The sequence below is a fragment of the Streptomyces sp. NPDC005151 genome (genome assembly GCF_053599875.1).
The window spans coordinates 1-20,326 of sequence record NZ_JBSFYR010000041.1 but is presented as its reverse complement, the minus strand read 5'-3'; the positions used below and the strand labels follow the sequence as shown (position 1 = coordinate 20,326).

The following is a 20,326-nucleotide window of genomic DNA, read 5'->3' as shown; positions in this document are numbered from 1 at the left end:
CGGCCGGCCTCCTCGGCACTCTGGTGCTGCTCGGGGTGACGCTCGCCGGGTGCGGACTGAAGAGCGGTTCGCCGATGGTGGACGACGTGGTGCCGGGCTCGGTCGGCCGGGGGCGGCCGCTGGACGGCGCCTCGCTGACCGTCACCTCGAAGAACTTCAGCGAGAACATCATCCTCGGCCAGATGATCGGCCTGGTCTTCAAGGCCGCCGGTGCCGAGGTCCTCGACCGGACGAACCTGCCGGGTTCGATCAGCGCGCGCGAGGCCATCATCAAGGGCGGCGCCGACGCGATGTACGAGTACACGGGCACCGCCTGGATCACCTACCTCGGCCATGCGAAACCGATCGCCAGCCCGCTGAAGCAGTGGGAGGCGGTCCGGGACGAGGACCGGAAGAACGGGGTGACCTGGCTTCCGCCGTCCACCCTCAACAACACCTACGCGCTGGCCATCAGCAAGAAGAACAACGCGGAGCACCACCTGAAGACGCTCTCCGACGTCGCCGCACTGTCGAAGATGGACCCGGCGGCGGTGACGGTCTGCGTGGAAAACGAGTTCGCCTCGCGCGACGACGGACTGCCGGGGATGGAGAAGGCCTACGGGATGTCGCTCCCGGCCGCCAACATCAAGAAGATGGACGCCGGGATCATCTACACCCAGATCTCGAAGTCCGACTCCTGCCTGCTGGGTGAGGTGTTCACCACGGACGGCCGGATCAAGGCGATGGACCTCGACGTCCTCGTGGACGACAAGCACTTCTTCCCCAACTACAACGCCGCGCCCGTCATCCACACCGCGACCTTCGACAAGTACCCGGAGATCGCCGACCTGTTGGACCCGGTCAGCAGACGGCTGACGACCGAGGTCGCGCAGCAGCTGAACGCGAAGGTGGATGTGGACGGGGAGGACCCGCACGAGGTGGCGAAGGACTGGCTGATCGCGGAGGGCTTCATCAAGAAGAGGTAGCGGACTGCCGGGACTTGACCCTCCCGAAGTTACAAAGAAGATGTTGCAAAGAGGCGTTGCAAAGGAGCCTTTGCAAGTCTACAGTCGAGACATGGCAGCGAACGAAGCCGACGGCGAGAAGCCGCTCGACCCGAACATCCACCGCGTCGACGTCCGCACCCTGCGCGTGCTGGCCCACCCCCTCCGGATCCGCCTGCTCAGCGCCCTCCGGGAGTTCGGCCCCGCCACCGCGTCGGGGCTCGCTGACCGGCTCGGCGAGTCCAGCGGCGCCACCAGCTACCACCTGCGGCAACTGGCCGCGCACGGCTTCGTCGAGGACGACCCGACGCTCGGCAAGGGACGCGAACGGTGGTGGCGGGCCGTGCACATGGGCACCGCATTCGACCGCAGTGCGGACTTCCTCCGCGACCCCGACCCGGAGGTGCGCGGCGCCATCGGAGTCGTCCTGCACGAGCTCGCCACCACGCACACCCAGGAGCTCAACACCTGGCTCGGCACCATGCACGAATGGCCCGAGGAGTGGCTGCGCGGCTGGGACGTCAGCAACTTCAAGGTGCGGCTCACCCCGGAGCTCTCACTGGAGCTGGCCGAGAAGATCCACGACCTGGTCGACAGCTACCGCGACCGGGTCCCCGAAGGCACCGAGGGTTCGGCCGTCGTCCGCACCCATCTGCACATGTTCCCGCGCCCCACCGACTGAGAGGAATCCACATGCACCCCGACACGCATCTGACGCTGCAGCAGCTCCGCAACACCGAACTGCGTCGGCAGGCCGACGAGTTCCACCTGGCGCGTACGGCCCGGGCACCGCGGGCACCGCGGGCACCGCACCGGACCCTGCGCACACAGCTGGGCTGGGGAATGGTCGAGCTGGGCCTGCGCATCCTGCCGGACCGGCACGCCCTCTCCGCGTCCTACCCTCGCGCGGTTTAGCCATGGACGGGGGGAACCGCAAGCCGCTCGCCACGCTTCTCGCGGCCAACTGCATATCCACCGCAGGCACTTCGCTCACCCTGATCGGGGTCCCGTGGTTCGTCCTGCAGACCACGGGCAGCGCCGGCCGGGCCGGTGTCGTCGCCTTCTGCGCCACACTGCCGATCATCATCTCCGCGGTCATCGGCGGGCCCGTCATCGACCGGATCGGACGGCGCCGGATCTCCGTCGCCTCCGACACCGTCTGCGCACTCGCCATCGCCACCATTCCACTGCTCCACTACGCCGGGGCGCTCGAATTCTGGATGCTCTGCGCCCTGATGGCACTGAACGGACTCGTCCACACCCCCGGCAACACCGCGCGCTACGTCCTGCTGCCGGACCTCGCCGAACACGCCGGGACCACGGTCACCCGCGCCGCCAGCCTCTTCGACGCCACCTCGCGCGGCGCCAGGATGACCGGCGCGGCACTGGCCGGGGTGCTGATCGCGCTCGTCGGCGCGGAGACCGTGCTGCTGCTGGACGCGGCGACCTTCGGCGCGTCCGCGCTGCTCATCGCGGCAGGCGTACGAGGGGTACGGGCGGCCGAGCCGCGAAAGGCGGCGGCACCGGCCTCGCTGCGCACGTACAGCCACGAACTGCGCGAGGGATACGCCTACTTGTTCTCCAACCGGCTGCTGCTGGCCGTCGTGGTGATGGTGCTCTTCATGAACGGCACCGATCAGGGCTGGAACGCCGTACTGCTCCCGGTGCACGCCGAGCGTGAACTGGGTGGCGCACCCCAACTCGGGCTGCTCACCGCACTGTTCGGGGCTGGCGGGCTGACGGGCGCGCTGGTGTACGGGGCGGTGGGACACCGATTCTCGCGGCGTGCGGTGTTCACGGTGTGCGTGGTGCTGTGCGGCGGACCGAGGTTCGTGGTTGCCGCGCTGACGGACACGACGCTGCCGCTCGCGGTGACGATGCTGCTGGGCGGCCTCGCGGGCGGGGTCCTGAACCCGATCCTGACGACGATGACGTACGAACGCGTACCGCAGCAGCTGCGCAGCCGGGTATCCGGGGCGCTCACCGCAGGCTGCGAGCTGGCGATGCCGGTGGGCGGGCTGCTGGCGGGGCTGCTCGTGGAGAGCATCGGGGCGGACGGCGCGCTCCTGGCGCTGGGCGCGGTCTACACGCTGGCGACGGTGAGCCCGATGATCTTCCCGGTATGGCGCACGATGGACGACCGGCCGTCCGTGGAGGAGCGCGCGGACGCGAAGGCCGACGCCGCCTGCTTCTAGGGTCTTCCGTTTGGATCAGGGAGCGGCCCGCCGTAGATGTGCGTGCCCAACCCCCACGAGCCCGGCCTGATCCGAACGAGAGGCCCCAGGGCGTGTCCGGCTCGCCCTGCGTCAGCAGCTCGGAACCTTGGCCCCCTTGTCCAGGGCCGTGAGCGAGGACACCGCGCTCTTCAGTGTGGTGACCGGGATCAGCTTGAGCCCCTTGGGGAGTTCGGCGCCCGCCTCCTTGCACTCGGCCTTCGGTACGAGGAAGACAGTGGCACCGTCGCGCCGGGCGGCCTGGGTCTTCAGCGATACGCCACCGACCGCGCCGACCGTACCGTCCGCCTCGATCGTGCCCGTGCCGGCAACGGTGCGGCCACCGGTGAGATCTCCGCCGGAACCGTTGCCGTCGAGCTTGTCGACGATGCCGAGCGCGAAGAAGAGACCGGCACTGGGCCCGCCCACATCGGCGAGGTGCAGGGTCACGTCCACCGATCCGGGCGCCTTGCCGAGGTGCCGCAGGGCCGCGTCCACGGCGGAGTTCTGCGACTTCTTCATGTCCTCGAGGTTGTGCTTCTCGATCTCCTTCTCGGAGCCGCCGGTCGGGTAGACCGAGCCGCGGGGCATGACCGCCCGGTCGGTCCGGAACCAGCCGTCGATCACGTCGCCGATGCCGACGTCGGCGGTCGGCCCGGTCGCGATGATGGTCGTCATCCGCAGCTGACCTCTGGTGGGGCGGGTCGGCGCGCCCTCGATGCTGATCACGGGCGTGCCTCGGACGTCCCCGAGTACGTTCGCGGTCGTGCCCGGTTGCGCCACGGTGAACGGCAACGGCGCGAAGGCGGCGACGCCGAAGAGGGCGACGACGGGCAGGGCGCACAGGGCGAGGGCGCGGGGGCGCGAGAGACGAGTGAGCACCCGCCCAATCTAACCTGGCCGGGTTCATCCGCCCGGCCGGTCCGGGGAGGGGCGGGCCCGTCCTTCCGGCCGGTGGTCCGCCCCCGGCCGGTTCGCCCGCCCGGCCGGTTCGCCCTCGGGCTCCGGACAGGTTCGACAGGCCCGCCCGGAGCACGGACCCAGCCCGCCCGAACACGATCCAGCCCGTCCGGCGGCGGAGGACGAAGCGGCCACCGGACGGCCCCGGTACTACCGCAACGCGTCCGCGACCTCGCGCGCCGCGTCGACGACTCGCGGGCCGACTCGTTCCGGTACCGCGTCCGTCAGCATCACGACGCCCACGCTGCCCTCCACGCCCGTGACTCCCAGCAGGGCCGCCGCCGCGCCACTCGCGCCCGCTTCCAGCTCGCCGTGCGTGAGCGTGAACACGGGCTCGGACCCCGGCTTCGCCCGTGCGGCCAGGATCGCCCGGCCCGCGGCGCCCTTGTCGAGCGGATGACGGAAGCCGGCCCGGTAGGCCACGTGATAATCGGTCCAGGTCGGTTCGACGACAGCAACCGCCAGCGCATCGCTGCCGTCGACCAGCGTCAGGTGGGCGGTGGCTCCGATGTCCTCGGCCAGGGACCGAAGCGCGGGCAGCGCAGCCTCCCGTACCAGCGGATGCACCTGGCGGCCCAGGCGCAGCACGCCGAGTCCCACCCTGGCCCTGCCGCCCAGGTCCCGGCGCACCAGGGCATGTTGTTCCAGTGTGGCCAGCAGCCGGTAGACGACGGTGCGGTTGACGCCGAGTTTGTTGGACAACTCGGTGACGGTCAGCCCGTGGTCGGTGTCGGCGAGCAGCTTGAGGACGCGCAGTCCCCGGTCGAGCGTCTGGGAGGTCTCCGCGGTCACGACGCCCTCTCCTCTTCGGTGAGTGGCGGCACCCTCACGGAGGTTGCGTCGCCGGTCCCAGCGGCGACGCACGGAGAGTCCGCCGGCGGCCAAGGCACCGGCTGCGCTCCGCGGCGGCGCTGCCACAGAGCGTTCACTTTTCGGGGACAGTAGCGAGCCAGTCCGCTCAGCGGAAGACCTTGTCCAGAATCCGGGCGCATGTGGAAGAGCGGCTGTGCCGCAGAAACATAAGCGCCGGCCAGCGCGGCGCCGGCCGGATCCGGAATATCTACGCGCGTTCAGGTCGACCGACGCCAGTGCGACACTCCATTCACAGAAGTGAACCACCGTCAACTCACGGTGAACGAATGTTGGATAATTTTTCCGTCTGTCAGGACCTCGCCGGCCCGTGGCGCCTTCGTGTCCGGGTCCCGGGGGCGGTGAAGTCGAGGGCGAACGCGGCGGCCTCGACCCGCGGGTCGACGAGATCCTCCTCGACCCCGATCGCGACGGTGTCCACCGCGTCGACGGTGAAGGTCTGCGAGAACGCCCCGTCGAGCCCGACGACCTCGGTCCTCACCGGGCCGGAGGTCTGTGAGTCGACGGCCCCACGACGGTGACGGCCGCACGGACGACGCCGACCCGGCACGAGGATCTCTGTCCCCGTACCGGGCCGGCACCTGACACGAGCGGACTCACCTCATCCGGGTGGCCCACTCCTGCACCTTCTTGATCCGCTGCTGGATCTGCCCCGCCGTCGCCTCCGCGCTCGGCGGCCCTCCGCAGACCCGCCGCAGCTCGGTGTGGATCACCCCGTGCGGTTTGCCGCTCTGGTGCGTGTACGCCGACACCATCGTGTTGAGCTGCTTGCGCAGTCCCAGCAGCTGCTTGTGCGTGACCACCGGCCGGGCCTCCGCCGGCTTCTCCAGCAGATCGGCCTCCCCGGCCGGCTTCTGGCGGCTGTGCGCGATCTGCCGGGTCTGCCGCTTCTGGAGCAGCAACTGCACCTGGTCGGGTTCCAGGAGCCCCGGAATCCCCAGGTAGTCCTGCTCCTCCTCGCTCCCGGGGTGCGCCTGCATGCCGAATTCGGCACCGTCGTACAGCACCCGGTCGAAGACCGCGTCGGATTCGAGGGCCTCGAAGGGCAGCTGCTCCTCGGTCTCCTCGTCCTCCAGCTTCTCGGCGTCGGCGAGGAGCCTGTCCTCCTCCGCGAACGGGTTCTCCTCGTCGCTGCCCTTCTTGGGCTTGTCGAGGACGTGGTCCCGTTCGACCTCCATCTCGTTGGCGAAGTCGAGGAGCATCGGAATGGTCGGTACGAAGACGGAAGCGGTCTCGCCGCGCCTGCGCGAGCGCACGAAACGGCCGACGGCCTGCGCGAAGAAGAGCGGCGTGGAGATGGTGGTGGCGTACACGCCCACGGCGAGACGCGGGACGTCGACGCCCTCCGACACCATCCGTACCGCGACCATCCAGCGCGATTCGTCCTGGCTGAACTTGTCGATCTTCTTCGACGCCGCCTTCTCGTCGGAGAGGACCACAGCCGGGGACTCGCCCGTCACCTTCTTCAGGATCTTGGCGTACTCGCGCGCCGACTCCTGATCGGTGGCGATGACGAGCCCACCGGCATCCGGAATGCCCTTGCGTACTTCGGTCAGCCGCTTGTCGGCGGCGGACAGCACATTGGGGATCCAGTCGCCCGTGGGCGAGAGCGCGGTGCGCCAGGCCTGCCCGATGGCGTCCTTGGTCATCGGCTCGCCGAGCCTGGCGGCGATCTCGTCACCGGCCTTGGTGCGCCAGCGCATGTTGCCGCTGTAGCTGAGGAAGATCACAGGGCGGACGACGCCGTCGGCGAGCGCGTTCCCGTAGCCGTAGGTGTAGTCGGCCGAGGAGCGCCGGATGCCGTCGTTGCCCTCCTCGTACGCGACGAAGGGGATCGGGTTGGTGTCGGACCGGAACGGCGTACCGGTGAGCGCGAGCCGCCGGGTGGCCGGGTCGAACGCCTCCTGACACGCCTCGCCCCAGGACTTCGAGTCACCGGCGTGGTGGATCTCGTCGAGGATCACGAGGGTCTTGCGCTGCTCGCACCGGTTGCGGTGCAGCATCGGGCGGACACCGACACCCGCGTAGGTGATCGCGACCCCGTGGTACTCCTTGCTCACGGGGCCCGCGCTGTACTCGGGGTCGAGCTTGATCCCTATCCGGGCGGCCGCCTCCGCCCACTGCTTCTTCAGGTGCTCGGTCGGCGCGACGACGGTGATCTGCTGCACGACGTGGTGGTGCAGCAGCCATGACGCGAGGGTCAGCGCGAAGGTGGTCTTCCCTGCGCCGGGGGTGGCGACCGCGAGGAAGTCACGCGGCTGCTCCTGGATGTACTTCTCCATGGCGCCCTGCTGCCAGGCTCGCAGCTTGCCGGCCGTGCCCCAGGGGGCGCGGCCGGGATAGGCGGGTGAGAGGTGGTGGGAGGCGGTAGTAGTCACGGTCTCCGGTTCGGGGCTCTCGGGTACGTGGGGTGCTGTCCGTACGGGCCGGGAGGGGCTCGTACGCGATACGACAACCGGGCCACCTTACCGGGGGGCCGGGTGTGAACCGCCTCGAACTGCGTCGCCCCGCACGGAATTGCGATGGCTGTCACACGTCGTCGACGACCAGCTCGCGCAGCCCCTGAGAGATGACTTTCACCTCGTCCATTTCCCCTGTGGCCACCGCGATGACCAGGCGTTCCGCGGCATCGATGTCCGGGCGCAGATCGATCCCGTTCATCGCGAGGAAGGTCACGCACGACAGCCAGGCCGTACGTTTGTTGCCGTCGAAGAACGGGTGGTTGATCGCCAAGGACTGCAGGAGCGCGGCGGCCTTGTCGATCGGATCCGGGTATGCCTCCTCGCCGTACATGGCCGCGGAGGGGCGGTGGGCCGCCGATTCGAGGAGCCCGGCGTCGCGCACGACGACGTGCATGTCCGCGCAGGCGTGCTCGGCGATGACGAGGATGTCCTCGGAGGTCAGGTAGACGCAGGTCACTTGAGCCGCTCCATGAGCTCGCTCCACTTGGCCGCCTGCTCCTTGGCCGTCTTGCGGACGATGGCCTGCTGAGCGGTCCTGGCCAGGTAGTCGTCCACGGCCTGCAGCAGTATGGCGTGCATGCTGGTCCCCTCCTGCTCCGCACGCTGCTTGAGGGCTTCGGTCTGATCGTCACGAAGACGCAGGTTCATAGCCATACCAAAACGGTACCATCGAGTGGGGCCAGAGTGGTACTACGCCTTTTCCCGCACCCGGCCCGCCACCCACGCCCCCACCAGTGCCACCCCCGCCATCGGCAGGAACACCACCGCGAACGCCCCCGGATGCGCCCCCGACGCGCCCGCCTCCACTGAGTCGTGCACCGCCCCCACCGAGCCGCCGCCGAGCGCGGCGAACGCCGCCCCGCCCGCGGCCAGCAGCAGCACGTTCGACAGCCCGTCGGAGATCTGGAGCGCCGCGGAGTTGGCACCCGCCTCCTCCGGCGCCGACAGCTTCAGCAGCAGCACGCTCGTCGAAGCGAGCACCATGCCCATGCCGAAGCACCCGAAGGCCCAGGCCACGGCCACGGTCCAGACCGGCACCGAGTCGATCAGCACGGACGGCGCGGCCGCGATCGCAGCGGCGACCAGCACCATGCCGCCCACCATCAGACGCTCCCGGTACGGCTCAAGGCGCGGCCGGGACTGTACGTACGAACCGAGCGCCCAGGTCCCGCCCCCGGCCGCGAGCGAGAGCCCGGCCATCGTCGGGCTCAGCCCGCGCTGGGTCACCAGCATCAGCGGTACGAACGACTCGGCGGCGATGAACGACCCGGCCGCCACCCCGCGCAGCAGCACCACCGAGGGCAGCCCGCGCGCCGCCCTGCCGGTCCCCGGGGGCAGCAGTCCGCGCACGGCGGGGACGAGCAGGGCAACCCCCGCGACGGCCGGAAGCAGCGCGAACCAGTTCCGCTCCTGCCCGGCGTACTGGAGCAGCCCCGCCCCCACCGAGATCCCGAGCGCGAGCACGATGCGGCGCCGGTCGTACGGCTCCACGGGTGCCGCCGGATCGGCCGGCCCCGACGCCCGGTGCCGTATCGCGGGCAGCGCGAGCGCCAGCGGGAACACCACGAGCACGGGGATGCCGATGAAAACCCACCGCCACCCCAGGTGCTCGGTCACGCTCCCGGCGGCGAGCGGCCCGACGACGGACGGGATCACCCAGCTCGCCGCGAACGCGGCCATGATCGACGGCCGCAGACGCTCCGGATACGCCCGGCTGATCACCACGTACAACGCCACGATCACCAGCCCGCCACCGAGCCCCTGCACGGCCCGCCCGGAGATGAACATCCACATGCTGCCCGCCGTCCCCGACAGCAGCAGACCGGCCCCGAAGGCACCGATCCCGGTGGCGAGCGGCGCCAGCGGCCCGCGCCGGTCCGCCCACTGCCCCGAGAGCACCATGGCGAACAGGCTGGTGGTGAAGTACGCGGAGAACGCGAACGCGTAGAGCGGAATGCCGTGCAGCTCCCGGGCGGCGACCGGCATCGCGGTCCCCACTGCCGTCGCCTCGAAGGCGATCAGGAACACGACGGAGACGATGCCGATACTCAGCGCCCGATAGGTCCGCCCGAGCACCCCTCCGGATTCGGCGGCGACAGGGGCGTCCACGGCAAGGGGCGAGACATCGACGTCGTCACGCGGTTCCACACTCATGAGCCCAAGAGTAAGGGGCAAGATCCGCTTTCGGCCCTGTCGTGAGGTGGTCGTCCACTCCTCCCTTGGTCGTAGGACCGGGCGCCGAGCATGAACGGGGTATGGCAGTCGCATTGCCGCGCGGCCCGCACCCTTGAGCCCACCTCCCGTGCCCCCTACGGTCGACACATCAGCAAGAAACACCAGCACACGGCCGTGTGCCCGAGTGGTTCAGGGGCTCGACTGCAACTCGAGTTACACCGGTTCGAATCCGGTCACGGCCTCGCAGACGAAGCCGCCCACCCTGGGGAAGTTCCGGGGCAGGCGGCTTTCCCGGGTCCAGGGCGCGCGCCACGGCGTCCCGGACAGCGTCCTCCGCCGTGAACCCGGCCTGCGCTGCGCGCCCCCGCCGGCGCCGACGCTCGCGATCAGCCCGCGACGGCACCCGCCAGGAAGGCGGTCCAGGCGGCGGGGGCGACGGCGAAGGTGGGGCCGTCGGTGACCTTGGAGTCGCGGACATGGACGGTGCGGGGGCAGGTGGCAACCTCCACGCAGGCTTCGCCCTCGTTGCCGCTGTAGCTGGACTTGCGCCAGTCATAGGCGACTTCGACGCAGGCGCCGCCTTCGTTGTTGCTGTAGCTGGACTTGAACCAGGAGAGCTCGGGCCCGGTGGTCACAGTTGCCTCGCCTTCGTTTCGATGATCTCCGCCGACTTCCAGGGATTGAGCGCCTGGGCCCGCAGGATGCCGAAGAGGTCGAACATGTCACCCACCTGCTCCGGCCTGGAGATCAACCTATCGCCGCCCTGGCTCTCCGCGAAGACCAGATTGCGGCCTTCCGCCGTGCACATCAACTGCATCGGCCCGTTCAATCCCGCGTGTGTGTGCTGGTCCGAGGGCATCACCTGCACCGTGAGGTGATTCATCCGCCCCATGCACTCCAGCAGATGCAGCAACTGCTCCTTCAGCACCTCCGCACCGCCGAGCGTCCGGTCCAGGATCGACTCCTCGATGACGAACCCGACGTACGGCGGAGGCGTGCGCATCAGCACCGCCTGCCGTTCCAGCCGCGCCTCGACATGCCGGACGATCTCGTCCTCGGTGTACGCGGGTTTGCGTGCCCGGTAGAGGGCGTATGCGTACGCCTCCGTCTGGAGCAGCCCCGGAATCAGCATCGTCTCGTACGCGCTGATGACCCGCGCCTGCCGTTCCAGCCGTGCCCAGTCCAGGAACTTCGCCGGGTACTTCTCCTCGTCGATCAGCTCGATGCACGCCTTCAGCGCACCGCCCGCGACGAAGACCGCGTCCGCGTCGGCCAGCAACTCCAGCGTCGGGATGCGCTCCGCCCGCTCGACCGCCCCCATCAGCGACTCCGAGATCAACAGCTTGTCCGCAGCGTCCTTCTGAGTGAACCCCGCCCGTATCCGATGGATACGTATCAGGTCCCCCACAAGCCTCCGCACCTGCGACAGCTCACCCCTGGTCCCCACAGCCACCACCACCCTCCCTACAACCCGTCGATGTGGATCGCGCCCTTCCGGTCACGCTACGCAGCCAAGGGAATCCTCATAGTCATGACGAGCAAGAAGCACCCCGATTGGGTACCGTCCGCCGGACTCCACATCCACCTGACCGGCATCCACTTCGACGCCATCCGGCTGCGCGGCGTACGGGGTGAGGCAGTGCTGCACCACCTCGGAACCCTCACCGAGGGCGAACCGGGCCCGGTCGTACGGGAGATCGCGGGCGGCCGGTGGATGTACTTCCTGATCCCGCCCGGGTCGAGCAAGGAGTACGACTGGCCGCCGGGTGCCAGGTGCTTCGGGCCGGCCGCCCGTGACCAGTACGTGGGAATCCCCGCACCCGACGGCAACACGTATCCGCTGAGCTGGCGGTACGGGCCGCCGAGGGAAGGGGAGTTCGTGGACGTGGAACTGCTGTACGGGCTGGTGATGGCGCAGTTGGCCCCGGAGGAGCGGTGAGGCGGGCGCGGGTAGGGCCGCACGACCGATCACGCCCTCATCAATAGACAGCGCCGTCGGACGTGTGCCCCGGCTTGTCCGACGTGGCCGAAGGCTTGTGTTCCTTCGCCGCCGCAGCTTCCGCCGCGGCCTGTTCCACCTCCGGGTTGCATCTGCGACCCGGATCACATCATCGGTGCAGGGCTCAGGACTTGGGGGCCGCCACCGCCGCCTGGGGTCGAATCGGAAGGCGGTTGATCGGGCGGCCGGTGGCGGCTCGTACTGCTGCGGCCACTGCTGCGGGGGAGGTCACCACGGGGATCGCGGAAGCCGGCTTGGCGCCGAAGGGGGCTACCACGTCGCGTTCTTCGACAAGTTTGACGATGCGAATGTCGGGGGCGTCAAGGGAAGTAGGGAGGGCGTAACCCGTGAGGTCGGGGTGGCGGATCACACCGCGGGTCGTACGGAGGTTCTCCGTCAGGGCTGCGCCGATGCCCTGGGTGACGCCTGCTTCGATACGGGTCGCCAGTTGGGACGGGTTGAGGATCCGGCCCACGTCCTGGGCCACGGCCATCTCGACCACGCGGATCGACCCGAGTTCGATGTCGACGTCCACGACCGCGCGGATCGCGCAGAAGGCGAGGCCGACGAACGCGTCGCCCTGGCCGGACTCGTCGAGCGGCTCGGTCGGGTGGGGGCGGCACTGGGCGGTGGCCCAGAGTTCCTTGCCGTCCATCGCCTCCGTGACCGTCGTGGACAGCACGCCGTCGTACGAGGTGATCTTGCCGTCCGTGATCTGGAGCAGCTCGGTGGACATGCCGAACTGGTGGGCCAGGGGCTGGAGGAGCTGGGTGCGGACCATCTTGGCGGCGCGTTCCACCGCTCCGGCGGAGACCCAGGTGTGGCGGCCGTGTGTGGACGGGCCCGCCGGGGGCTGGTCGGTGTCGACCGCGGCCACATGGACCTCTTCGATGCCCAGGGTCTCCTGGACGACCTGGCGGGCCAGGGTGCTGAAGCCCTGGCCGGTTTCGACCGCGGCGCAGATGACCGTGGCGACGCCGTCGTGGACCCTGACCGTGGCGGTGGAGACCTCGTCCGCGCCTTCGGCTCCGAGCATGTGGACCATGCCGAGTGCGTAGCCGACGCCGCGGCGTACGGCACCGGGTTCGCCTGCGCCCTCCGGGCCGCCGGGGAGCAGCCAGTCATCCTCCGGGGAGTCCATGGGGAGCGCGGGAAGCGGGAAGTCCCGCACCGCACGCAGGAGTTCGGCCACGGGGGCGGGGCATGTCACTGTCTGGCCGGTCGGGAGGATGTCGCCGGTGGAGAGCGAGTTACGGAGGCGGAGTTCGGCCGGGTCGATGCCGAGCTTGACGGCCAGCTTGTCCATCTGGCCCTCGTACGCCGCGCAGACCTGCATGGCGCCCTCGCCGCGCACATGGCCGGACGGCGGGTTGTTCGTACGGACCGCCCAGCCCTCGATGAAGGCGTGCGGGACGACGTACGGACCGCAGGCGAACGCGACCGCCGCGGCCAGGGACTCGGACGAGGCGTCGGCGTACGCGCCCGCGTCGAGGAGGATCTGCGCCTCGACCTTGACCAGCCTGCCTTCTGCGTCCGCGTGGTGGCGGTAGCGGAGCAGCGTCGGGTGGCGGTGGGCGTGGCCGAGGAAGGACTCCTCGCGGGTGGCGGCCAGTTTGACCGGGCAGCCGGTGCGCAGGGCGAGCAGGCCGAGCGGGAGCTGGAAGCCCGGGTCCTCGCGGTCGCCGGTCGCTCCGGGAACGCCGGTGACGACGATCTTCACCCGGTCCGGTTCGAGGCCGAAGCAGGCGGCGGCGAGGTCGCGGTCGGTGTGCGGGTCGGTGGAGGCGGTGTAGATCTCCACACCGCCGTCGGGGCGCGGCACGGCGAGGCCGGCCTCGGCGCCGATCGGGGCGGGGTCCTGGCGGCCGATGCGGTACAGGCCCTCGACGATGACGTCGCCCGTCACGTCCGGGTCGCCGTAGCGCAGCGGGATGTGGCGGATGAGGTTGCCGTCGGGGTGCAGGGGCTCCGCGGCGAACGCCTTCTCCGGGTCGGTGACCGGTTCGAGGACCTCGTACTCGACGACGATCGCCGCCGCGGCGAGGCGGGCCGTGTCGGGGTGGTCGGCAGCGACCGCGGCGATCGATTCGCCGTGGTGGCGGACCAGTTCGGAGGCGAAGACGGGGCGGTCGACGACCCGGCGTCCGTACGCCCCGTCGCCGGGGACGTCCTCGTGGGTGACGACCGCACGTACGCCGGGCATCTCCGCGGCGCCCGTGGTGTCGATGGACAGGATGCGGGCGTGCGAGTGCGGGGAACGGAGCACGGCCGCCCAGAGCAGTCCCTCGGCCCAGAGGTCGGCCGCGTACGGGAACGTGCCCTCGGTCTTGGCACGGGTGTCGGCGGGCGGCAGCGAGGCGCCGATGCCGAGTACGGGCGGCTCGGCGCCGGGGCCGTCCACCAGCGGAATGGTGAGCGCCGTGTGGGTTGCGGTGGCTGCGTCGTTGCTCACGCCATGCCTCCGTCCTGCAGATGGGGCTGGACACTACCGGCACCGGGCGCCGCCTGGTGCGGGATGCGGGCCCCGGTGGAATGCGCATCCGCGGACGCGGTGGCGGCGCCGGGCTCCGTGGCGGCCTCGGTGCTCGCCTCGCGGCCCGCGATGACCTCGTTCACGGCGTCCAGGACGCCGCGGTAGCCGGAGCAGCGGCAGAGGTTGCCGCAGAGCGCCTGGCGGGTCTCCAGTTCGCTGGGGGCGTGGTTGCCCTCCAGCAGGTCGTGGATGGTCATGGCCATGCCGGGGATGCAGAAGCCGCACTGGACGGCGCCGCAGTCGGCCAGGGCGCGCTGCACGTCGGACGGCTCGCCGTCGACGGCCAGGCCCTCGACCGTACGGACCTCGCTGCCCGCCGCGGTGGCCGCGGGGACCAGGCAGGAGGCGACGAGGCGGCCGTCGACCTGGACGTTGCAGGCACCGCACTCGCCCTGCGAGCAGCCGTCCTTGGCTCCGGCGAGGCCGAGACGCTCGCGGAGCACGTAGAGCAGGGACTCGCCGATCCAGGCGTCCGTGACGGGGCGGTCGGCGCCGTTCACATGCAGGACGTAGGAGGCGGACGGGTGCTCGCTGGGGGTGTCGGGGGGCGTGTCGGGGGGCGTGTCGAGGGGGGCGTCGAAGGTGGTGTCGTGAGGGGGGTCGGTGGGGAGGGCCTGCTGGGGGGTGGCCATGGTGTCGGCCACGGGCTCCGTCAGCGGCTCGCCCGTTTCCGACGCGGTGGCGTCCGGGGTGGCGTCCGGGGCCGGGACCTGCGTGAGGTCCGTGCCCGGCGCCGGGGTGTCCGCCGTGCCCTCCGCGGCCGTCTCGACCGTCTCGGAAACCTCGGGAGCCTCCGGCTGCGTCGCCCACGGCGCGGGCGCGCCACCCGGCAGCGTGGCCGGTGGCGTCCGGTCCGCGTACCACTGGGACGCCGGCGCCGAGGCCGCGAACTCGCCGGATTCCTCCGGCAGGTCGCCATCGGCGCCCGGGATCGTCCACTGGCCGGCGTGGCCGGAAGTCTCGGCGGCCGTCGCCTCGGCGAAGTTCCACTGGCCGGTCGAGGCCGACGCCTCGCCCCGCTGCGGGTACTGCTCGTGCTGCGGGTACTCCGGAAGCTGCTGGTGCTGCTGGTGCTGCTGTTCGTTCGGGTCCGGCCAGTGCACCGCGCCCGTCGCCTGCTGCTCCGTCTCCTGGCCCTGCGTGCTCTGCGCCTGCACGACCCAGCTGCCCGTCGCCGCCGGGTCGAGCCCGGCCGCGGGGGTCAGCGGCACGATCATCGGCGGTACGTAGCCCTGTCCGGGAGCGGCCAGCGGGATGTTCGCCAGGTCCTCCGGGGGCAGCTGGACGAAGGCGGTCGCCTCGGCGTCGTACTCGCCGCCCTGCGCGGTCGGCTGCCAGCCGCCGTGCTGGTCGGCGGGGCCCTCGTTGTTCCCGTTGTCGGCGTTGCCGTTGCTCACGACAGTGCCCTCCCCAGCGCGCGACGGGCGAGCGCGGCGACCGTGCGCCGCAGATGCAGTACGGCGGGGGGCAGCGGTGGCGCCTCTCCCCCGTCGGCGGGCGGCGGCTGGTCCGGGATGCAGGCGGCAGCGACGTACTCGCCGAAGGCGGCCAGCGCGTCGGGCGCCAGGCCCCGTTCGCCGTCCCAGTCGATCAGCGAGGCGATCCAGCGCTCGGCCTCCAGCGGACGCAGCGGCATCGGTGCGATCGCGCCGACCGCGCAGCGCACCCCGCGCCGGGCCGGGTCGAGGACGATCGCGACGGATGCGGTGGCCCGGCCGGGGCCGGTGCGGCCGGTCGCCTTGAAGAAGACCTGGGGGGCGTGCAGCAGCGGTACGCGGATGAAGGCGATCAGCTCCGCGGGTTCGAGCATCTCCCGGCCGGCCAGCAGGTGCGAGACGGGGATCTCGCGGCGGGCGCCGCCGGGGCCCGCGATGACGAGCTCCGCCTCCAGGGCGGCAAGCACGGGAAGGGCGTCGCCGGTCGGGGCCGCGGTGGCGATGTTGCCGCCGAGCGTCCCGGCGTTACGGATCTGGGGCGGGCCCGCGGCGCGCGCGGACGCGGCCAGGGCGGGGATCAGTGCGGCGAAGTCGGGCCGGCCCATGCGTGCGTGGGTGAGTCCGGCGCCGAGCAGGGCGTGACCGTCCTGGTAGTGCCAGCCGCGGAGCTCGCTGATGCGGCCGAGGCCGACGAGTCCGGAGGGGCGCAGCAGCCCCTTGTTGACGGCCGACATCAGGTCCGTGCCGCCGGCCACGGGAACGGCGGCCGGCATGGCGCCGAGTGCCGCCACGGCCTCGTCGAGCGAGGCGGGCAGCGTCACCGTCTGCGTCGCCTGCGGTGCGTGCGTGGTCAACCCAGCTGCCCCTTCCCGGTGTCCCGGCATCCCGCTTGTTTCGCCGTACGGTACGTGCTCAAAGCCCGGACGTGGCAACTCTGGCACATCTTCCGATCGGACCGACGCGAGGGTCCGCGAAGGGCGCATCCGCCCCTGACCTGGGGGATGCTCCCGTTTCGCGCCTCTTATGCACAGAGTGCGAATTACCACCCTTTGGTAAGCCTTGTACGACTTATTCCCTTCCAGGGAAGCCTGGTTCCGGCAGGCCGGCGAGAGCGCTTCCGGCCACCACGGTCCCAGGAACCGCGGTGGCCGTGCCCCGGTCCGCGAGCGGGATCACACGTTCGGGGGCGCACCTTCGATCGGACGTCCGAGGATGCCGGGGCGCTTCTGCCACGGCAACGGGCCGCCCTGCGGGCGGTAAATCGACGCCGAGCGCGTCAAGCCGGGCGTAGTGCGCGGTCATCCGGCGCTCGAAGTCGGCGAAGTCCCGGTCGGCGGAGGCGGGCAGTGCCGACCAGGCGACCGGCGACGCCCCAGGTGTCCCAGACGGAGAGGGCGGTGGTGTCGATGATGTCGGTGTTGCCCAGTTCCGGGTAGGCGCTGATGGCAGCCTGCGAGTGGCCCGGAATGTCGATCTCGGGGACGACACGGATATGCCGCTCGGCGGCGTACGCGACGATCTCGCGGATGTCGTCCTGCGTGTAGTGGCCGCCGTGCGGGGTCTCGTCCCACAGCTCCAAGGCCCGGTGTCCGTGCTTGGTACGGGTGCGCCAGGAACCGATCTCGGTGAGCTTCGGGAAGCGCTTGATCTCCACGCCCCCGACGCAGGCCCGTGGCAAAGGCCGCACCCTCGACCCACGGCTCTCGCACGGTACGCGGACGACACCTCGACCGGGCCCGTCGGCTCAGAGCCTGTCGGGTGACCTTCGACCGGAAAGCGGACGCGGTCTGGTGCGTGCGATTCCAAGGCGCCGGAAGGCCCTCGGATGGGGTCTCCCCTACTCGAACGAAGCTGAGAGCTTGGGGAAGGAGCTACCAGGGCATTTCGGCAACGCGGGAAGCGTGCGTGCCAGGGCGTGGCCGCCCGATCAGAGGTCACCCGACAGGCTCTCAGCCGTGCCGCGCGTGGGCGCCGGTACAGCCCGCGCCACGCACACGGGGATGACGGCTGTACGCAAAACCCCCGGGGCGCGCATCAGCGCGCTCCGGGGGCTCGGCCCGAACGGTCTGCGGACGGACTACTTCTTGTCCTTGCCGCCCTTGCCCTTGTCCTTGTCGCCACCGGCGCCCATGGACTCGTAGATCTCCTTGCACATGGGACAGACCGGATACTTCTTGGGGTCGCGCCCCGGCACCCAGACCTTTCCGCACAGTGCGACCACGGGGGTGCCCTCCAGGGCACTCGCCATGATCTTGTCCTTCTGGACGTAATGGGCGTAGCGCTCGTGGTCGCCGTCGCCGCTCGACACCTGCGGCGTCGGCTCTACGAGGGTCCCCGTACCTGCCCCGCGCTCGGGCTCAAGAGTGCTCATAACAGCCAGGGTACTGAAAGCCCCGCGGTTCAGTTGAGCGAAGGGTCGTCCGGGTAGGTGGCGATCATGGCGAGTTCACTGCGCTGACGGCGCAGGACCGCCCGCCACAGATGTTCCGGACGCGGCGAGGAGACGTCTCCGGGCTCCGACTCCACCACGTACCAGGCGCCCTCGGTCAGCTCCGTCTCCAGCTGCCCGGGGCCCCAGCCCGCATACCCTGCGAAGATCCGCAGCGAGCCGAGCGCCGCGGCCAGCAGTTCCGGCGGCGCCTCCAGGTCCACCAGGCCGATCGCCCCGTACACCCTGCGCCAGCCGAGCGGCCCCTCGTCGCCGGGGATCACCGCGACGCCGAGCGCCGAGTCGAGGGAGACCGGACCGCCCTGGAAGACGACGTCCGGTTCGCCGGTCAGGCCGGCCCAGGACTCGAGGATGTCACCGACGCCGACCGGGGTCGGGCGGTTCAGGACGACGCCGAGTGAGCCCTCCTCGTCGTGGTCGAGGAGCAGCACCACCGCGCGGTCGAAATTCGGGTCCGCGAGGGTGGGTGTGGCCACGAGCAGTCGCCCTGTGAGCGAGGACACCTCGGTCATGGCAGAAATGATCCCGCATCTTGGCCCTCCGTGGGGGCCAAGTGACGCGCCGGTCCGGCGAGGGAGCCCGAGCGCAGCTCAGGGCGCACGGGTGCGGTGGGGAGCGCGCAGCCCGGGGGCACATGTGGGCGGTGACCCTCCGCGAGGCGTGGCGAGCAGAGCGTGTTGTGGCTGATTCATGACGTTCATACACCCCCCGCCGCCTTATGGAACGGGGGTGGGGGGCCATTACCCTTTCGGTTGGCCCCCTGCCCGACCACTCCGGAACGCGAGATTCATGACCGGCACAGACGATGTCCTGCTTGTCCACGGCGGAACCCCGCTGGAGGGCGAGATCCGCGTCCGAGGCGCCAAGAACCTGGTGCCGAAGGCAATGGTCGCCGCGCTGCTCGGCAGCGGGCCCAGCCGGCTGCGCAATGTGCCCGACATCCGCGATGTGCGGGTCGTGCGGGGGCTGCTGCAGTTGCACGGTGTGACGGTCCGGCCCGGTGACGAGCCGGGCGAGCTGATCCTGGACCCCACCCATGTCGAGAGCGCCAACGTCGCTGACATCGATGCCCACGCGGGCTCGTCGCGCATCCCGATCCTGTTCTGCGGCCCGCTGCTGCACCGGCTGGGCCACGCCTTCATTCCGGGGCTCGGCGGCTGCGACATCGGCGGACGGCCGATCGACTTCCACTTCGACGTGCTGCGGCAGTTCGGCGCGACGATCGAGAAGCGGGCCGACGGCCAGTACCTGGAGGCCCCGCAGCGGCTGCGCGGCACGAAGATCCGGCTGCCGTACCCGTCGGTGGGCTCCACCGAGCAGGTGCTGCTGACGGCGGTGCTCGCCGAGGGTGTCACCGAGCTGTCCAACGCGGCCGTGGAGCCGGAGATCGAGGACCTCATCTGCGTACTGCAGAAGATGGGCGCGATCATCTCCATGGACACCGACCGGACCATCCGCATCACGGGCGTCGACCGGCTCGACGGGTACACGCACCGGGCGATCCCGGACCGCCTGGAGGCAGCCTCCTGGGCGTCCGCGGCGCTGGCGACCGAGGGCAACATCTACGTACGGGGCGCACAGCAGCGCTCGATGATGACGTTCCTCAACACCTTCCGCCGGGTCGGCGGCGCCTTCGAGATCGACGACGAGGGCATCCGCTTCTGGCACCCGGGCGGCGCGCTGAACGCCATTGCCCTGGAGACGGACGTGCACCCCGGCTTCCAGACGGACTGGCAGCAGCCGCTCGTCGTGGCGCTGACGCAGGCCACAGGGCTGTCCATCGTCCACGAGACGGTGTATGAGTCCCGGCTCGGGTTCACCTCCGCGCTCAACCAGATGGGCGCGCACATCCAGCTCTACCGCGAGTGCCTGGGCGGCTCCGACTGCCGCTTCGGCCAGCGGAACTTCCTGCACTCGGCGGTCGTCTCCGGCCCGACGAAGCTGCAGGGCGCCGATCTGGTCATTCCTGACCTGCGTGGCGGTTTCTCGTACCTGATCGCCGCGCTGGCGGCACAGGGAACGTCGCGGGTGCACGGGATCGACCTGATCAACCGTGGCTACGAGAACTTCATGGAGAAGCTGGAGAAGCTCGGAGCGAAGGTCGAGCTGCCGGGCGGCTCGCTGGTCTGACGGCCGAGAGCCGGATCGGGGGTTCGGGGGCGCCCGCCCCGATCATCAGCCACCGCCGGTCCAGCGGTCCACCGGGCGCGGTGAGCGTCGTCAGCGGCCCCAGGAGTACGGCTCCG

The 20,326-nt window shown here is 70.6% G+C and carries 20 protein-coding genes, 1 tRNA gene and 1 pseudogene; 7 read left to right on the top strand and 15 right to left on the bottom strand.

All coding sequences use genetic code 11. The annotated features are described in order from the left end of the window. Positions 1 to 20: 20 nt before the first annotated feature. From ACWD6R_RS22095 to ACWD6R_RS22080, 4 genes are all read left to right on the top strand, one after another. Positions 21 to 965 carry a glycine betaine ABC transporter substrate-binding protein gene (locus ACWD6R_RS22095; protein WP_451820292.1) on the top strand — a complete coding sequence of 315 codons (945 nt, stop codon included), beginning with the start codon at positions 21 to 23 and terminating at the stop codon, positions 963 to 965. A 91-nt stretch (positions 966 to 1,056) separates the two neighbouring features. Beyond that, positions 1,057 to 1,665 carry an ArsR/SmtB family transcription factor gene (locus tag ACWD6R_RS22090; RefSeq protein WP_451820252.1) on the top strand — a complete coding sequence of 203 codons (609 nt, stop codon included), beginning with the start codon at positions 1,057 to 1,059 and terminating at the stop codon, positions 1,663 to 1,665. A gap of 11 nt (positions 1,666 to 1,676) precedes the next feature. Beyond that, the gene (locus ACWD6R_RS22085) at positions 1,677 to 1,898 is read left to right on the top strand and encodes a hypothetical protein (protein ID WP_451820251.1); all 222 of its coding nucleotides are present in this window, start codon (positions 1,677 to 1,679) and stop codon (positions 1,896 to 1,898) included. Between the two features lie 2 nt (positions 1,899 to 1,900). Continuing rightward, positions 1,901 to 3,178, top strand: coding sequence for an MFS transporter (locus ACWD6R_RS22080; protein WP_451820250.1), 1,278 nt, complete (start codon positions 1,901 to 1,903; stop codon positions 3,176 to 3,178). Positions 3,179 to 3,289: 111 nt separating this feature from the next. Here ACWD6R_RS22080 and ACWD6R_RS22075 read toward each other — a convergent pair whose 3' ends face one another. From ACWD6R_RS22075 to ACWD6R_RS22045, 7 genes are all read right to left on the bottom strand, one after another. Further along, positions 3,290 to 4,078 carry a S16 family serine protease gene (locus ACWD6R_RS22075; RefSeq protein ID WP_451820249.1) on the bottom strand — a complete coding sequence of 263 codons (789 nt, stop codon included), beginning with the start codon at positions 4,076 to 4,078 and terminating at the stop codon, positions 3,290 to 3,292. Positions 4,079 to 4,306: 228 nt separating this feature from the next. Beyond that, positions 4,307 to 4,948 carry an IclR family transcriptional regulator gene (locus tag ACWD6R_RS22070; RefSeq protein ID WP_451820248.1) on the bottom strand — a complete coding sequence of 214 codons (642 nt, stop codon included), beginning with the start codon at positions 4,946 to 4,948 and terminating at the stop codon, positions 4,307 to 4,309. Positions 4,949 to 5,318: 370 nt separating this feature from the next. Further along, entirely contained in the window at positions 5,319 to 5,507 is a 189-nt protein-coding gene (locus ACWD6R_RS22065) for a hypothetical protein (protein WP_451820247.1), read from the bottom strand. A gap of 115 nt (positions 5,508 to 5,622) precedes the next feature. Continuing rightward, positions 5,623 to 7,404 (bottom strand): DEAD/DEAH box helicase, encoded by a 1,782-nt coding sequence (locus tag ACWD6R_RS22060; RefSeq protein ID WP_451820246.1) that lies wholly within the window; start codon positions 7,402 to 7,404, stop codon positions 5,623 to 5,625. Between the two features lie 151 nt (positions 7,405 to 7,555). Continuing rightward, positions 7,556 to 7,945, bottom strand: coding sequence for a type II toxin-antitoxin system death-on-curing family toxin (locus ACWD6R_RS22055; protein WP_451820245.1), 390 nt, complete (start codon positions 7,943 to 7,945; stop codon positions 7,556 to 7,558). After that, a complete protein-coding gene (locus ACWD6R_RS22050) occupies positions 7,942 to 8,142 on the bottom strand; it encodes a ribbon-helix-helix protein, CopG family (RefSeq protein WP_026290595.1) in 201 nt (66 codons plus the stop codon). The genes ACWD6R_RS22055 and ACWD6R_RS22050 overlap by 4 nt, the downstream gene beginning before the upstream one ends. Before the next feature lie 36 nt (positions 8,143 to 8,178). Beyond that, positions 8,179 to 9,642 (bottom strand): MFS transporter, encoded by a 1,464-nt coding sequence (locus tag ACWD6R_RS22045; RefSeq protein WP_451820244.1) that lies wholly within the window; start codon positions 9,640 to 9,642, stop codon positions 8,179 to 8,181. 191 nt (positions 9,643 to 9,833) lie between these two features. On the opposite strand from ACWD6R_RS22045, the gene ACWD6R_RS22040 reads away from it, so the two are divergent. Continuing rightward, positions 9,834 to 9,905: transfer RNA gene (locus ACWD6R_RS22040), tRNA-Cys, on the top strand. Positions 9,906 to 10,049: 144 nt separating this feature from the next. Here the strand turns inward: ACWD6R_RS22040 and ACWD6R_RS22035 are convergent. Both ACWD6R_RS22035 and ACWD6R_RS22030 read right to left on the bottom strand, forming a co-directional pair. Further along, positions 10,050 to 10,298, bottom strand: coding sequence for a DUF397 domain-containing protein (locus tag ACWD6R_RS22035; protein ID WP_451820243.1), 249 nt, complete (start codon positions 10,296 to 10,298; stop codon positions 10,050 to 10,052). Further along, positions 10,295 to 11,071, bottom strand: a complete 777-nt coding sequence (locus ACWD6R_RS22030) for a helix-turn-helix domain-containing protein (RefSeq protein WP_451820242.1) — start codon at positions 11,069 to 11,071, stop codon at positions 10,295 to 10,297. The genes ACWD6R_RS22035 and ACWD6R_RS22030 overlap by 4 nt, the downstream gene beginning before the upstream one ends. Before the next feature lie 123 nt (positions 11,072 to 11,194). On the opposite strand from ACWD6R_RS22030, the gene ACWD6R_RS22025 reads away from it, so the two are divergent. Further along, a complete protein-coding gene (locus tag ACWD6R_RS22025; protein ID WP_451820241.1) occupies positions 11,195 to 11,602 on the top strand; it encodes a hypothetical protein in 408 nt (135 codons plus the stop codon). A gap of 184 nt (positions 11,603 to 11,786) precedes the next feature. Here ACWD6R_RS22025 and ACWD6R_RS22020 read toward each other — a convergent pair whose 3' ends face one another. The 6 genes and pseudogenes from ACWD6R_RS22020 to ACWD6R_RS21995 all read right to left on the bottom strand — a co-directional run bounded on the left by ACWD6R_RS22020 (position 11,787) and on the right by ACWD6R_RS21995 (position 18,592). Next, entirely contained in the window at positions 11,787 to 14,114 is a 2,328-nt protein-coding gene (locus ACWD6R_RS22020) for a xanthine dehydrogenase family protein molybdopterin-binding subunit (protein WP_451820240.1), read from the bottom strand. Next, positions 14,111 to 15,592, bottom strand: a complete 1,482-nt coding sequence (locus ACWD6R_RS22015) for a 2Fe-2S iron-sulfur cluster-binding protein (protein WP_451820239.1) — start codon at positions 15,590 to 15,592, stop codon at positions 14,111 to 14,113. Before ACWD6R_RS22015 ends, ACWD6R_RS22020 begins: the two co-directional genes overlap by 4 nt. Next, positions 15,589 to 16,485: an FAD binding domain-containing protein gene (locus ACWD6R_RS22010; RefSeq protein WP_451820238.1), complete on the bottom strand. Its 897-nt coding sequence runs from the start codon at positions 16,483 to 16,485 to the stop codon at positions 15,589 to 15,591. Before ACWD6R_RS22010 ends, ACWD6R_RS22015 begins: the two co-directional genes overlap by 4 nt. Before the next feature lie 318 nt (positions 16,486 to 16,803). Further along, a pseudogene (locus tag ACWD6R_RS22005) lies at positions 16,804 to 17,285 on the bottom strand (family 20 glycosylhydrolase); the annotation flags it as partial. Positions 17,286 to 17,708: 423 nt separating this feature from the next. After that, positions 17,709 to 18,002 carry a DUF3039 domain-containing protein gene (locus ACWD6R_RS22000; RefSeq protein WP_063756076.1) on the bottom strand — a complete coding sequence of 98 codons (294 nt, stop codon included), beginning with the start codon at positions 18,000 to 18,002 and terminating at the stop codon, positions 17,709 to 17,711. Between the two features lie 29 nt (positions 18,003 to 18,031). Beyond that, complete coding sequence (locus tag ACWD6R_RS21995; protein WP_037692425.1) at positions 18,032 to 18,592, bottom strand: YqgE/AlgH family protein; 561 nt, start codon at positions 18,590 to 18,592, stop codon at positions 18,032 to 18,034. 277 nt (positions 18,593 to 18,869) lie between these two features. Between ACWD6R_RS21995 and murA the strand changes: the two genes are divergently transcribed. Next, positions 18,870 to 20,210 carry a UDP-N-acetylglucosamine 1-carboxyvinyltransferase gene (murA, locus tag ACWD6R_RS21990; RefSeq protein ID WP_037692423.1) on the top strand — a complete coding sequence of 447 codons (1,341 nt, stop codon included), beginning with the start codon at positions 18,870 to 18,872 and terminating at the stop codon, positions 20,208 to 20,210. The last annotated feature ends 116 nt before the right edge of the window (positions 20,211 to 20,326 follow it).